This is a genomic window from Citrobacter sp. RHBSTW-00599 (assembly GCF_013784065.1).
Taxonomy (GTDB): Bacteria; Pseudomonadota; Gammaproteobacteria; order Enterobacterales; family Enterobacteriaceae; genus Citrobacter; species Citrobacter braakii.
On sequence record NZ_CP056717.1, the window covers coordinates 2800003 to 2814594 of the forward strand.

General features: G+C 52.2%; 14 protein-coding genes. 8 read left to right on the forward strand and 6 right to left on the reverse strand.

All coding sequences use genetic code 11. From position 1 onward, the window contains the following. Positions 1 to 90: 90 nt before the first annotated feature. Entirely contained in the window at positions 91 to 1566 is a 1476-nt protein-coding gene (locus HV243_RS13675; RefSeq protein WP_053389353.1) for a PLP-dependent aminotransferase family protein, read from the forward strand. A gap of 47 nt (positions 1567 to 1613) precedes the next feature. Here HV243_RS13675 and HV243_RS13680 read toward each other — a convergent pair whose 3' ends face one another. The 4 genes from HV243_RS13680 to HV243_RS13695 all read right to left on the reverse strand — a co-directional run bounded on the left by HV243_RS13680 (position 1614) and on the right by HV243_RS13695 (position 6719). Next, the gene (locus tag HV243_RS13680; RefSeq protein WP_053389352.1) at positions 1614 to 2822 is read right to left on the reverse strand and encodes a cytochrome c; all 1209 of its coding nucleotides are present in this window, start codon (positions 2820 to 2822) and stop codon (positions 1614 to 1616) included. A 3-nt stretch (positions 2823 to 2825) separates the two neighbouring features. Then, positions 2826 to 4718, reverse strand: coding sequence for an NAD(P)/FAD-dependent oxidoreductase (locus HV243_RS13685; RefSeq protein ID WP_053389351.1), 1893 nt, complete (start codon positions 4716 to 4718; stop codon positions 2826 to 2828). An 88-nt stretch (positions 4719 to 4806) separates the two neighbouring features. Continuing rightward, the gene (locus HV243_RS13690) at positions 4807 to 5280 is read right to left on the reverse strand and encodes an ester cyclase (RefSeq protein ID WP_016152935.1); all 474 of its coding nucleotides are present in this window, start codon (positions 5278 to 5280) and stop codon (positions 4807 to 4809) included. A gap of 11 nt (positions 5281 to 5291) precedes the next feature. Next, entirely contained in the window at positions 5292 to 6719 is a 1428-nt protein-coding gene (locus HV243_RS13695) for a gamma-aminobutyraldehyde dehydrogenase (protein WP_053389350.1), read from the reverse strand. 314 nt (positions 6720 to 7033) lie between these two features. Between HV243_RS13695 and HV243_RS13700 the strand changes: the two genes are divergently transcribed. Together HV243_RS13700 and HV243_RS13705 are read left to right on the forward strand one after the other, a co-directional pair. Beyond that, on the forward strand, positions 7034 to 7759 hold the full coding sequence (locus HV243_RS13700) for a GntR family transcriptional regulator (protein ID WP_016156385.1): 726 nt from the start codon (positions 7034 to 7036) through the stop codon (positions 7757 to 7759). A gap of 24 nt (positions 7760 to 7783) precedes the next feature. After that, entirely contained in the window at positions 7784 to 8482 is a 699-nt protein-coding gene (locus HV243_RS13705) for a cache domain-containing protein (RefSeq protein ID WP_016152932.1), read from the forward strand. A 21-nt stretch (positions 8483 to 8503) separates the two neighbouring features. Here HV243_RS13705 and HV243_RS13710 read toward each other — a convergent pair whose 3' ends face one another. Then, the gene (locus tag HV243_RS13710) at positions 8504 to 9985 is read right to left on the reverse strand and encodes an APC family permease (RefSeq protein WP_016152931.1); all 1482 of its coding nucleotides are present in this window, start codon (positions 9983 to 9985) and stop codon (positions 8504 to 8506) included. Positions 9986 to 10316: 331 nt separating this feature from the next. On the opposite strand from HV243_RS13710, the gene HV243_RS13715 reads away from it, so the two are divergent. The 5 genes from HV243_RS13715 (at position 10317) to HV243_RS13735 (ending at position 13768) form a co-directional block, all read left to right on the forward strand. Then, entirely contained in the window at positions 10317 to 10457 is a 141-nt protein-coding gene (locus HV243_RS13715; protein WP_016152930.1) for a hypothetical protein, read from the forward strand. 205 nt (positions 10458 to 10662) lie between these two features. Next, the gene (locus tag HV243_RS13720) at positions 10663 to 11496 is read left to right on the forward strand and encodes an ABC transporter substrate-binding protein (RefSeq protein ID WP_016156383.1); all 834 of its coding nucleotides are present in this window, start codon (positions 10663 to 10665) and stop codon (positions 11494 to 11496) included. Between the two features lies 1 nt (position 11497). Next, positions 11498 to 12316: an amino acid ABC transporter ATP-binding protein gene (locus tag HV243_RS13725; RefSeq protein WP_016156382.1), complete on the forward strand. Its 819-nt coding sequence runs from the start codon at positions 11498 to 11500 to the stop codon at positions 12314 to 12316. Continuing rightward, positions 12316 to 13101: an amino acid ABC transporter permease gene (locus HV243_RS13730; protein ID WP_016152927.1), complete on the forward strand. Its 786-nt coding sequence runs from the start codon at positions 12316 to 12318 to the stop codon at positions 13099 to 13101. Before HV243_RS13725 ends, HV243_RS13730 begins: the two co-directional genes overlap by 1 nt. Further along, positions 13091 to 13768, forward strand: a complete 678-nt coding sequence (locus HV243_RS13735; protein WP_019076692.1) for an ABC transporter permease subunit — start codon at positions 13091 to 13093, stop codon at positions 13766 to 13768. Before HV243_RS13730 ends, HV243_RS13735 begins: the two co-directional genes overlap by 11 nt. Before the next feature lie 9 nt (positions 13769 to 13777). Here the strand turns inward: HV243_RS13735 and ydhT are convergent, their stop codons facing one another. Continuing rightward, entirely contained in the window at positions 13778 to 14590 is an 813-nt protein-coding gene (ydhT, locus tag HV243_RS13740; protein WP_053389349.1) for a protein YdhT, read from the reverse strand. Between the last annotated feature and the right edge of the window lie 2 nt (positions 14591 to 14592).

Below are 14592 nucleotides of genomic sequence, written 5' to 3' on the forward strand. Positions count from 1 at the left end.
ATTAATACATTTAGGTTGAATTACCCTTTAAATTTAGACGCCATCTGGTACTTTAATCGAGAGCCAAATCGTTTTATTTTAAGGATCCAAATGCGTTCACTTGCCGGAGATGTGATCAAGCAGGCATTTAGCCAGCAGACCGATGAAAAGCTGCATCGTCGCCTGTATGCCGCCATCTGCAGTTGCATCCTCGAAGGTAGCCTGAAACCGGCGACCCGAATGCCTCCGTCGCGTGATCTGGCAGGCGAACTGACGCTATCGCGCAATACCGTCCTGCGGGTTTACGAGCAATTGCAGGCCGAAGGTTATATTTCTGCGCGCACCAGCAGCGGCACATTTGTCACCGACAGCGTGCTGGACAATCTCGACCTGCGTCCCCACAAAAAGCCCGTTGCCGCCACACTGGAGGATCACACCCGCTTATCTGCCCGCTGCCTTGAGCTGCTGGGCCATGCCAGCGCCAGCCCCCGTCAATGGGGCGCATTTATTCCAGGCGTACCTGATGTGGAGCATTTCCCTCACCGGGTGCTCAAAAAAATTCAGGATCGGCTGGCGAGACGGTTACGCCCGGAGTTTCTCACGTACGATGCCGCAGGCGGCGTGACTGAGCTGAAAGAAGCGCTGGCAGACTATCTGCGCACCGCACGCGGGGTACGGTGTTCACCGGCGCAAATTCTGATTACTGAAGGTATTCACCAGGCGCTGGATCTGGTGACCCGGACGCTATGCAACCCGGGGGATAACGCCTGGATTGAGGAGCCGGGCTACTGGGGAATCAAAAATATTCTGCGCATCAATGCGGTTAACTTTTCGGCGATCCCGGTTGATGAACAAGGTATGGTGCCGCCAGAGGCTGGCGAATCCGCGCCAAAGCTGATTTTTGTGACACCGTCACATCAATATCCGCTCGGTTCGGTAATGAGCCTCAACCGCCGTCGGGCACTACTCTTTCGCGCACGTGAAACGCGAAGCTGGATAGTGGAAGATGACTACGACAGCGAATTTCGCTTTTCCGGCCAGCCAATTCCATCATTGCAGGGACTGGAAGAAGAGACGCCGGTCATCTATATCGGGACATTCAGTAAAACACTCTACCCCGCACTGCGGCTCGGTTATGTGGTACTGCCCAAACCGCTCGCCGCGCCGCTGAAGAAGGTTCATAACGACCTCTATCGTGGTGGACATTTGCTGATTCAGGCAGCGCTGGCGGAGTTTATCCGCGAGGGTTACTACGCGGCGCACATTCGTAAAATGCGCCAGTTGTACAGTCGTCGCCGCCAGACGTTGGTAGAGCTTATCAGTCGCCAGTTGGGCGAGCAGTATCTTGGCTCCTTCAGCAGCAACGCCGGGTTACATATGATTCTACAGTTGCCCGTCGGGAGCGATGACGTTGTCATTGCCCAACAGGCAAATGCGCAAGGGTTGCTGGTGCGCCCGCTGTCTCGCTATTACGTGAATGAAGAGAAACGCAGCGGCCTGCTGCTGGGATTTGCCAGTATTGAAGAGCATGAAATGGCGTCGGCGTTTACCCGACTGGTGGGTATTATCAGAGTAAACGCCGTTTAAGCACTGCCGGATGGCGCTGCAAGCACCTTGTCCATCCGACATGCTGTTTAATGTGACGCTTTTTTAATCCCTGCCAGGTCCTCCTGGCTTACTTCGCCATTCCCTTCTCCCCAACTTTTACGCACGTAATTAATCACGTCGCGCATTTCGTTGTCGCTTAACATGCCACCGTAAGCCGGCATCTTAAAGGAGACGCTGCCACGCGTTGTCGGTGTTTCTGCGCCGTGGGCAATCACTCTGAATAGCGGCGTCGGGTCATCAACCATCACCAGCGGATTGTTGATCAACGAAGGTGCGTTATCATCCGTACCTTTCCCCTCCAGACCGTGACAGGTTGAGCAGTAACGGTTATAGGTCACTTTGCCCGCCTCGGGTGAATTCGACCAGGACATCGTAGTTGCCGCTGCGCGCACCGTTTCAGGCTTCTCGCTTTTCAGGCTCAGCAGATATTGCGCGATCGCCGTGGCATCGTCATCGGTCAGATACTGTGTACTCTGCGTGACGACTTCTGCCATCGAACCTGAAACCGCGGCATGCTTGCTTTTACCGGTCAGCAACAGCGATTTTAATTCCTGCTCAGACATTCCCGTGCCGCGCAGCGAAGGTGCATACCAGCCGTCGATCATCGCGCCGCTCAGGTACTCGGCATCAGCATTGGTATACGCTTTTTCGTTCATCGCCATGCCTCTCGGGGTATGGCAAGAACCGCAGTGTCCGGGACCTTCCACCAGATAAGCGCCCCGTTTTACCAACGCAGCGTTGTCATCCGTTTTCGCACGCTCTACAGCCGTCGCTGGCGCGTCGGTAAACAGCCAGTTCCAGATATGCAGCGGCCAGCGGGCGGAGAGTAGCCACGGAATGGCATTCTCTTTATTGGGCTGCGCAGAGGGGGTGACATCATGCATAAAATAGCGATACAACGCCTGTACATCGTCATCAGAAAGTTTCGCGTAAGAGGGATAAGGCATGGCCGGATATAACGGATGACCATCTTTAGCAATTCCCTGACGTACGGCCTTGTCAAAATCCTCGTATGAGTAATTACCAATACCCTGGGTCTTGTCTGGGGTAATGTTGGTCGAATAAATATCCCCTACCGGAGTAGGAAACTTTTTGCCACCCGCCATCGCCGCCCCCCCTTCGGTGGTATGACAGGCCACACAGTCAGAGATACGGGCGATATATTCGCCATTAGATTCCGCTGCACTCACAGAGGCGGTAAACAAACAGGCGGCAAGAACGGTTACGTTACGCATAGATCACCCCATATCCTTGAGTTCATTAACCGCACGCCATGCCTGGTCGATGGCCGTATGGGCATAAGCGCCCCAGTCAGAATCGGAATTAGCGATGGCAATGCGACCAACTGGCTGACGCGCCCGCTCGATAATTTCTGGCATTTTATCCATATCATCGAACAACGCGTTGGCGTAATACGCATAGCCATGCGCCCAGCGGTTAACCGTAATGGCGGAGATATCGCGTTGATTATCAAAGCCCGTTGAGCCAAACATTTCCTGTAACTGGGAGCGAATCATCTCCTCATGCGTCGCAAATGTGGTCCCCAGTAAATACGCTCGCCCAAGACGGAATTGCTCTCTAGCCGACAGATTACTGCCCGGATAAGTAGGCACATAGACCATGTGAATGACCATCGGTTCGTCCGGTGAGGCCGGGTGTTGATACCCGCCGATGCTGACCGGATAGTCGAGCTTAATCCGGCTGTATGGTGCCGCCGGAGAGTAAAATTCATGCACGCCAAGCTGTTTGAACGCCTGCCAGTTTTTGACCACCACGTTGGTGTACACCAGCGGTGCCTTCACGTTCAGTTTGAGATCCGCCTGCTGCTGTTCCGGCATCTCAGGCACCAGATACGGGATCATCATGTTATAGCCCGCCATGATGGTGTTTTTACCGCGCACGCGATGCATTTTGCCGTCACGCAGATAGGTCACCACCACGCCATCCTTTGTGTTGGCCGCATTAATCACCGTGCTATTCAGACGCAAGCGCGTGGTGTTTTCCGGCAGATCCAGCTTTTCGTAATGCAGTCTGGCAAGGACAGAGTCTTCCATCGTGTTACCCGGTAGCGCATCCGGCAGCATATACCTGACTAACAGTCGGGCCAGCCCGGCGTTACCGTCAGGGAAATGGTAAACATACGGCTCTTCGAGGTCGGCCAGCGACTCGCCGTCCAACGGCGGTATTCCCAGCGCCTCCATGCCGGGTAATGCGCACGCCCTGGCATCGCTACAGGAAATGCCTTCAATGCCGATGGCAAAGAAGTCATTAGAACGCTGCTGAAAATAGAGCAGCGCCATTTTGCTCAAACCAACTTTTGTGGCCAAAAATTCACTGTAGCTGTGGGTATCCAGCCATTCCATTTTCTCATCGACCGTCATGCCCGGAAGATAGTCGCCAGGATGGACGTGCAGGTCGATCAACGCCTTTCGGTCGTGCTCACTTAGCGGAAAATCATTGATAAAGTCTTCAATTTTACGGCCATTGAGCCTGTTCGGCGGGATATCATCAGATACCGCGCGCCCCGGATCGCCGCTGACGATTTTTGTCTCGCCAAAATTCTTTTTGTCGAAGAACACGCCACGACTGAGCTGCCAGTCGGGGTAGAAGTTTACGTCAAAGCTCTCTTTTAACCGCGTGACGCTGACGCCCACGGTTTCCATCAGTTTTTGCACCTCAGGGCTGAAATTGTGCGCGGGCGACTGGAATGCTTCGCTGCCGCCATAGCCGAGTAATTTCTTACCTGAGCTCGTAAATTCGTTACGTTTGGCGTGCCCGCCAAAATCGTCATGGTTATCGAGGATCAGGATCCGGCTATTTTGACCGGCAAGCTGGCGCCAGAAACAACCGGCAGCCAGCCCGCTAATACCGCCGCCCACAATCACCAGATCGTACTCTTCCTCAACGGGCAGAGCGTTTAAATCAAAATGTTTATGCTCGCGGCCTACTGCATGCGCCATTTCAAACGATCCAGGATGATTACCCCGCAGCCCCGTCAGCCCTGGCGGATAATAATTTCCATCTATAAATGCGTTTCCCTTTCCTGCCGCCCTGACCCATTCCAGCGGGGTAAGCCCCGCCGCAATAGTCACCGCGACGCCGTTGAGAAAATCACGTCTGGTAATTGCCATTAACTTTTTTCCTTATTGCTACACACTGCCCTAAATACGACACAAATAAGAGATGTCCCCCTTCATAGTAATAAAGGGGTACAGCCGACTATTTCCCTGGCTTTAACTCTTCATCCAGTTTTTTAGAATCATAATAATCACCCTGCCAGGTGATTTTACCTGCTTTAACATGAATATAGCTGACACCTTCAAATTTTATCGGATTATTTGTCGGCGGACTCCCTGCCCATTCACCACTATTTTTGCCAGAAAACTCCCAACGAAACGCCACGGTATCTTCGTCGTAAACGGGTTTGCCGACCATTTTCCAGCTCAGATCTGGCACCGCCTTAATAAAGGCACCGATAACCTCTTTTTCAGCTTTTTCTCTGCCATTTATCGGTTCGCCAGCGGCGGCATCATAATAGACTGCGTCATCAGCAAGATATTGCGCGGCTCGCGAAGCATCGTGTGCATTCCAGGCCGCCATGTACTCTTTAACGGTATTCAGCGATGTGCTTTCTGCCAGGCTATAGCCCGAGAACATCACGAATGAAAGCACCGCTATGTTTAATGTTTTCATCGACATCCTCTCTATTCAGAAATGTCACACATGATATGTTTCACCCGAGTATATTCTTCGAGCGAATAGGATGAGAGATCTTTGCCATAACCCGATTTTTTGAACCCGCCGTGCGGCATTTCGGCGCACAGAGGAATGTGATTGTTAATCCACACGGTGCCAAAATCGAGGTCAATGCTGAAGCGCTGTGCGCGACCATGGTTACTGGTCCAGACGCTGGCGGCCAGACCATATTCCACATCATTCGCTTTGTGTAGACCCTCTTCATCAGTCGAAAACGGCTGAATAGTCATTACCGGTCCAAATACTTCATGCTGAATAGCTTCGTCATGTTGATGCAATCCGGAGACGATCGTCGGCTCAAAATAGAAGCCCGGACCTGGCCCGGCACGCCCACCCGTTTCAATTTTTGCATGTGCCGGTAAACGCGCAATAAAGCCTTTCACCTGCTCCAGTTGGTTTTTACTGTTCAATGCGCCATATAGCGCAGCCTGATCCGCTGGCGCTCCAAATTTAATACTCTTCGTTTTCTGAACCAGCTTTTCCAGGAATTCAGCGTAGATGGATTGTTCGACCAGAATACGCGTAGCCGCCGTGCAATCCTGGCCGGCATTGAAGAAGCCTGCCGTGGTGATCGTCGCGATCGCCTTGTCCATATCTGCATCAGCAAACACCACCGCAGGCGCTTTCCCGCCCAATTCCAGATGCGCCTTGGTCAGGTTCGCCGCTGCCGAAGCCGCAACCTGTAGACCCGCGCGGACCGAACCGGTGATTGAAACCAGTGAGGCCTTCGGGTTTGAAACCACCAGCGAACCGGTACTGGCTTTACCTAATACGACGTTAAACGCCCCTCTTGGGAACAACGGCGCGGCCAGTTCAGCTAACAGCAGCGTGCTGACCGGCGTGGTGTCGCTGGGTTTTAATACGACCGTATTGCCTGCCGCCAGCGCTGGCGCAATCTTCCATACCGCCATCATGAACGGGTAGTTCCATGGCGTGACTTGTCCAACGATACCCAGCGGTTCACGGCGGATAGTCGAGGTAAACCCGGCGGAATATTCTCCTGCCGCTTTCCCTTCAAGACAGCGCGCCGCACCGGCAAAAAAGCGGATGGCATCGCAGGATGCCGCGATCTCTTCCTTCTCAATAAAATGGCGAAGCTGACCGGTCTCCTGACTCTGCGCGTTCACCAGCCGCTCAACGTTTCGTTCAATCTCATCTGCCAGTTGCAATAACGCCTTTTGCCGCTGTGCCGGCGTCGATTTTCGCCAGATGCTAAACGCCGCCTCCGCCGCCGAGTAGGCCTGCTCCACCTCTTCCGCATTGGCGTTGGGTGATAATGCGTACGTTTCGCCGTCGACCGGACTCACCAGTTCGAAGGTATCTTCGCTACGACCTGCTACATATTGCCCATTGATAAAATGCTTCAGGGTTTTCATGTCTGTCTCCTGCCCGTTAATACATAAAGAATCTTATGTAATATATATATTGTAAAAGATTTTCAAATGCGCAACATTGACACTATGATAAGCCTCGCATTTTTAACTTAATTTTTACATTTTCGAGATAAGGCTTTTCATCGTGAGCCAACGCGTTTGCTCAGCTCATCATAAGGTTATCGGGACACACATCCGCTTGTGCAGTGACGTTGCGCATAGGCATGTAAAATAACTCGGCCATTCTTACCTTCCTTGCCTGACGGGCATGTGTTAAAAATGGTCGTTGTTTCAGGGAATTGAGTGCAGAAAAGATTATGATTACTCACGCGGTCATATTTGCGCCTATCGGGCAGGTCAGTCGTTCAGACCAGATAGTGCAGCGCCTGTCAAACGCCATTATCACGGGGTTGCTGGAGCCAAAAGAACAGCTCCCCAACGAAACTGATTTGGCAAAGATGATGGGTGTCTCACATATCACTATCAGAGAAGCGCTAAACACGCTTCGGGCTAATAATCTTATCCATACGGTTCGTGGTCGTAATGGCGGGAGCTTCGTTTGCGAAAATATTGATGGCAAAAACAGCGCCCTGCATCCGTTCAAAGCGATCAGTACGGATTATCTTTCTGACCTGGGCGAAATGCATTGCGCCATTATCAGCCATAGCGCAAGGCTGGCTTCCAGACGGATGACCGGCGCGGATATCGCCAAATTTCGCGAGTTTGTTGAGGTGCTCAGCAAGGCAAACTCACCAGAGCTGATGACCCAGGCCGATATGCGCTGTCTACTGGCGATAGCTGCCAGTTCACATTCGGCGCGACTGGCCAATCAGGAGCTGCAGGTCCAGGCTGAATGGGCATCGCTGGTGGCGATACTTTATCGCGCAGACAACATTCATGCCGAAATTATTGCGCTTTACTCGGCACTGGCCGATGCGCTGGCAGCTCACAACGAGGCAGAATCCGTGCAGCTTGCCACACGGATCATCGACACGTTTACCTATTACCTTATTGAAAAAAAGCTGAAATATAACTCGAACTGACAATCAGTGAAGGCAGGACAGACAATGAGCTCTTCGACATCCTTAAGCGCATTAATTCGTAAGATTGATGATATTACCGCCTCTACCGTAGATTCTACCGTTGCGCTGGCGAGGAGCATCCATGAGGCGATTTCCGGGGTGCAAAAGGCCTCAGCAGAAGTTGTCCTCGATCCATCGGTGAGATCTACCGTTCAGCAACACATCAAGCGCACCCTCAGTAACAATCATTACTGTTCAGGGGCCGGGTTCGCCAGCCATATTGAGAGCACTGCCACCACAAAAGAGTATTGGCTGCTGGAATGGTGGTATAAGAAAGATAATGGTTTGAGTCAGGCGCACCTCGATTTAGATCAGGCCACCCAGCAACGTCTGGATTTCAGAACCTTCGAGTGGTTTAAGCACTCACCTCCGGCAGGAAAAGCCTATATCCACGGTCCCTACGTCGACTATATCTGCAATATTTCCTACACCCTGACCTCGGCAGTGCCGATCTACTACAACGATCAGTTTCTTGGCGTTGCCGCCGTCGATCTGCTGGTCAGTCAGATTGAGGCCGAACTGCTCTCCTGCGCTCATCCTGACTATGTCATTCTGACCAATCTAGAAAACAGAATTATCTTTTCCAGTTGGCCACGTTTTCGCGTGGGTGAATTACTCTCTCCCGCAAACAGTACCGTTGTTTATCAGAGCGACTACTTTATCCTTTATCACTATCAAAACTAAGGGCCCGAAGGCCCTTAGTGTTTAGTTATCCTGCCCCATATTCAGCTTGTTAGCGTAGGCAATGGCGTCGTTTTCCGGTGCCGCAGAGCGACCAAACGGTCGGGTCAGGAACATATAGATAAGCCCGGAGCCAACGACAATCGCCAGGCCGAACAGTACCGTCCAACGGTCGATAAAATCGCTGCTGTCTGCCGGTTGCGCCAACAACCAGATCCCACACAATCCATAGGCTAGCGCCAGCACGTTCACAATCACGCCCCAACCGCCAATGGTCCACTCCCCGGCCGGTTTCCAGCCTTTCAGGCGCTGGCGCAGTGCGGCAAGCACAACCATCTGGAACGAGATATAAATACCGATGACGGCAAACGCGGTAATACGCGACAGATTGTCTGGCTGGAAATAGACCCAAACGCAGATGATGACTGGCAGCAGACAGCTAACAACCATCGCATTATCCGGAACGCCATTTTTAGAGATCTTTGACATCCACTCACTTCCCGGCAGCATTCTGTCGCGGGAGAAAGAAAAGATAAGACGGCTTAACGCAGCCTGCAGAGACAAAATGCACGACAGCATCGCCACAATCGCGACGATGATAAAGATAGTTGCGCCAGTTTCACCAAGAGCTTCATTAAGGATGGCCGGAATCGGGTCAGACGTTTTGCCATTCACGATACTGACCAGATTTGGTGAAGCCAGGAGGTATCCCATGACGGAAATAATCGCCGAAATCGCACCAAATACGATGCTTAAAATCATCGCAACCGGGATCTTTTTACTTGGATTCTGTACCTCTTCCGCAACGTTACCGCAGGCCTCAAAGCCAAAGAACATAAACAGCCCCATCAGCGCGGCAGACATAAATGCGGTGGAATAGCTGCCGTCATGCGCCAGCACGCCCATCGAATCAAAAATTACGGAGAATGGCTGCGAACGGTGGAATATCAGCAGATAAATTCCCAGCGCAATCACGCTAACGATTTCACACCAGAAGCCAATTTTTGCGACCCGAGCCAGATTTTTAGTCCCGGACATATTAACAGCCATCATCAAAAGCAGCAGCAGGACGGAAGTCGCCAACATAGTGGCTGGCGTCTGACCATAGTGGAAGAGCGACTCAACAAATGTTGAAGTATATTCCGCGATTGACGTAATGGTGACCACCAGTGCCCACAGGTAAATCCAGGCAGCGATCCACGCATATTTCTTGCCCCATAACCTTCTGGCCCACGGATAAAGCCCGCCGGTTATCGGATACTGGGAAGCCACCTCACCAAACACCAACGCCACTAAAAGTTGTCCACATGCGACGATTAAAATCCACCAGACTGCGGGCGGCCCCGCCAGCGTTACGGCCAGTGCAAACAGCGAATAGACGGCGGTAAGCGGCGAAAGGTAGGTAAAACCCAACGCAAAATTTGAAATAAGACCGATCGAGCGATTGAACTGTTCTTTGCCATCTTTTTGAAAATTATCGTTTTTCTTATCAGGTGTCTGTTCCATATAGCTTTCTCTTTTGTGGAATAGTCGCAGGGTTGAACAATTAATGTATAAAAGATATTAAGTTATATGTATAGTGATTTTGTCGCTAATTTGTTAAAAATGATCGCGCATCACGTTAATGAAAAGGTGGGAGTAGAACAGTCGAGGGCACAAGCATTTTTCGGTATTTACGCTTCACGGTTCTTTAGCAATGGCGAACTGTTGGTCAATTGACGGGTAAACAGGCACCACGAATTGAGTTCGACGCTAAGTAGCAAGAATCGCTGCTGTTAAGCAACATTTTTGCAATATAATAATGTGATGTTAAACGCTGAACCTGAGCAGGTGAATGATGGAAATTGATCTCGATAATCTGGTCTTTGATGGACTGGAAGAAGCGCAAGAGCGTAATGCTGAACGTCTGGAAGATGCTGACAAGAAAGCGCAGGACATTATTGCTGATAATGACTGCGGCGACGCCTGTAAAATCTGATTTCCAAACCGGCGCAATGCCGGTTTTTTTTACCGCCAGACTATGCCCCTCCTCTTATCTACATATCCCATCGCGTTTACCCATTGTTAACACCGCTTTCACTAATAACATTTTGTAAATAGATAAGAATTTTTTCTTATTTTGTCCTGAACGTAAGTTATGGGAGCGTAAAAAGCACAAACCAAAAACGACAGGGATTTACATCATGATGGCAACGAAAACTTACCGCGCTAAAAAAACATTGCTGGCACTTGGCGTGCTGCTGGCCACCGGCATTGCCGCCTCGCAGGCTCAGGCTGACCAACTGGCCGATATCAAAGCCGCAGGTGTAGTAAAAGTTGCGACATTCGACGCGAATCCGCCGTTTGGCTCCATCGATGCAAAAACGCATAAGATTGTCGGCTATGACGTGGATTTTGCTGAAGCGCTGGCGAAATCCCTCGGCGTAAAACTGGAACTGGTAGCGACTAATCCGGCAAACCGCATTCCGTTATTACAATCCGGTAAAGCCGATTTAATCGTGGCGGATATCACGATTACGCCTGAGCGGGCGCAGGTCATTGACTTCTCCGTCCCCTATTTTGTTACCGGGCAGCAGTTCCTGGTACCGGCCAAATCCCCGGACCAGCTCGATGCATACAGCAAAGCGCGAATCGGTGCGGTGAAAGGCACTACCGGTGAGCAGGCGTTACATCAGCGCTTCCCGCAGTCGCGTGTGCTGGCCTACGACGATATTCCACTGGCGTTGACCGCGCTACGCAATGGCAATGTTCAGGCCATCACCCAGGACAGTACGATTCTGGCCGGTCTATTAAGCGGTGCGCCGGATAAAGCAGATTTCAAAATTCTGCCTGATCTGTTGAGCAAAGAAGAGATCGGCGTGGGAGTGAAAAAAGGTGAGCCAGCGCTGTTAAAAGCCGTCAATGATGAGCTTTTGAGGCTGGAATCTACCGGGCAGGCGGCAAAAATTTATGATGTCTGGTTTGGCCCTGAAACCAAAAATCCGCAACCCCGCGCCTTTAAAATAGAAGCGAAGTAATATGCTCTCAGCCCTGTTTCATCGTTGTGCAGTTTCCGCGGCGGATTTTAACCATTTGCGCCAGGCAAGCGTCGAACTGCGCAATGTCATCAAACAGTTTGACACTCACACCGTACTTAACGGCGTCAGCCTGTCAGTTGAACCCGGTGAAGTGGTGACTATTCTGGGCCCTTCTGGCTCGGGAAAATCCACGCTTATACGCCTTATCAACCAGCTTGAGTCGCTCAGCGGTGGCGAGATTTTCATTGATGACAAACCAATTAGTCAGTTGCGCGGGGCTGCATTACGCCAGTTACGCAGCCGTATCGGTTTCGTTTTTCAGCAATTTAATCTCTATTCGCATCTGACAGCGCATCAGAACATCTCGCTGGCGCTGGAATATGTTCACGGCTGGAACAAGGCGGCAGCCGCGCGTCGGGCACTCGAATTGCTGGATCAGGTGGGACTGGCAGAAAAAGCGAGCGCCTATGCCGCACAGTTGTCTGGTGGGCAGCAACAGCGCGTGGCCATCGCCCGCGCGCTGGCCTCATCGCCACAAATCCTTCTGTTTGATGAGCCCACCTCCGCGCTGGATCCGGAAATGATCGGCGAGGTATTACAGGTGATGAAAAACCTGGCCCACAGCGGTATCACCATGATCGTCGTGACCCATGAAATGCATTTTGCCCGTGAGATTGCCGATCGCGTGGTATTCATCGATGGCGGAGAAATTCTTGAAGTGGCCGCGCCGGAGGATTTTTTCACCCGGCCACAGCACCCGAGAACCCAGCGTTTCCTGAAAAAAGTGCTCGACCCGTTACACCAGGAGTCATCGCTATAATGCTTGCAATGGACTGGCAGGGAGTGCTGAGCGGGCAACCTCTGCAATGGATTATTTCCGGTTTTCTCACCACGCTCTGGGTGACACTGGCAGGTGTCGTACTCGCCACGCTCATTGCCATCTTCCTACTCGGCCTGCGTCTGACGGGCCATCGCTTCAACAAAGCGGTGGTCAGTGTATGGGTTTCGGTGTTTCGCAACACGCCTTTACTGGTGCAACTGATGTTCTGGTATTTTGCCGCATGGAACTGGCTGCCCCGCAACGTCATTACCTTCATCAATGCAGAGCATCCCTGGTCTATTCTGCCAGGCGATGTCTGGTGGTTAACACCAGAGTTTATCTGTTCAGCATGGGGGCTGGGCGTATTTACCTCGGCATTTTTGGTCGAGGAGATCGCCTCTGGTTTACAGGCGGTTTCTGCCGGACAACGTGAGGCTGCCGTGGCGCAGGGTTTTTCATCCTGGGCGACGTTTCGTCACATTCTGCTTCCTCAGGGACTGGCGAACGCCTGGCAACCCATTGTTGGGCAATACCTTAACCTGATGAAACTTTCCTCGCTTGCCAGCGGTATTGGATTTGCTGAGCTAACCTACCAGGTGCGGCAAATTGAGAGCTACAACGCGCACGCGCTGGAAGCCTTTGCTGTTGGCACTGCGCTCTATCTGTTCACCGGCATCGTTCTGGGTATGCTGCTTACGCGTCTTGGCCCACGGCCTGCATCGGGTAAATCGTCCAAGGTTAAAACGCGTATCTTCAGCGTCAGGAGCATACTGCATGATCGCTAACATTTCGGTCATTACCGACAATCTTGATTATCTCCTGTGGGGACGGGTGGCGGATGGACAACCCGGCGGCGTTCTGCTCACGTTGTTGATGGCTCTCGGCGCGGCGCTGCTGGCCTTGCCTGGTGGGATAGTTCTTGCCTGCTGCGCCTGGCGTTTTCCTGGCACGGTTCGCAACGGGTTGTTTATCTGGGCGGAGTTTATTCGCGGCATTCCGCTAATCTTTGTGATTTTCTGGATGTGGTATTTGCTACCCATGCTGACCGGAAGCGATCTCCCCGGAGCCGTTACCGTGACGCTGGCGCTGGCATGGTTCACCGCCGCCTCGGTCATGCACTCAGTGTATGCAGGAATTAGCGCGCTGCCTGGCGGGCAATATGATGCTGCCGTGGTTCAGGGTTTTCGCCCGTATCAGGCCCTGTGGCTTATCTTATTGCCGCAGGTGCTGCGTAACGTACTGCCATCGCTGACGGGGATTTTTATTGGATTACTGAAGGACACATCGCTGGCGTTTATCGTTAACGTGCCGGAACTCACAACGGTTGCGGGTCAGGTTAACAGCCGGGTACAAATCTATCCGGCAGCCATTTTTATTTTTACGGGACTGGTCTATTACCTACTGTGCCTGAGTCTGGAGAAAATCACCCAACGCCGCTTCGCGTTAAAATGAGATCACGGCTCAACATTCCACAAACTGGTGGTCTTCGTTGAGCCGATATTTCACGCCCGCCCGAATGTTATTTTCCCCCTCAACGGCAAGCGCAAAACGCATTCTCTCGCCATCGTGATAGGCTAGCGCCGCGCAGCCGCCGGGACCGAGTATTATCGAATCGACAACACCGGTACTGGCAACAACGGCGTTCTCTCCGCTGGCAATAATGTGGATGTTGTCGGCGCAGTTGGCGATTTTAGACTCTGCGCCAAAACAGGCCAACTGAGTTAAATCACCACCGCAAGCAATCCGATTTCTGTCGCCGAGCGAACTGATGCGTACGCGCATGCCGGTACTGGCGATACGCGTCCCGTCACCCACGCTACTGATACGTGCCGAATTTCCCGCAACCGCAATTCGCCCGCGATCGCCTGAACTGCCGATATGCGCGTTATAGCCTACGCTACCAATACGTGCGCTGTAACCTGCGCTGGCGATCTGTGCGGCATACCCGGCGCTGGTGATTTTAACGTTATCGCCTGCACAACTGAATCGGGCATTATCTTCCGCACTCGCCAGCGGAGGGCTGATTTCCCCCGCCGTTTGCACACGGGAAATATTCCCCATCGCGCGAATATCCTGCTGGGCAAAACTCGCCTCTTCCCGCCATTTTGACCAACCGTATTCCACCAGGCTATTTGCCCAGTCTGTATACCCATCCCGCTGGAGCGCACGATGGACATCAGCATAGCTTCCGCCAGTTGGAAACGCGCGTAGAAACCAGCGATACATTACGGGCCCAACGCGCCAGGCCCGTAAGTCACTTCGCGTAATCATCATCG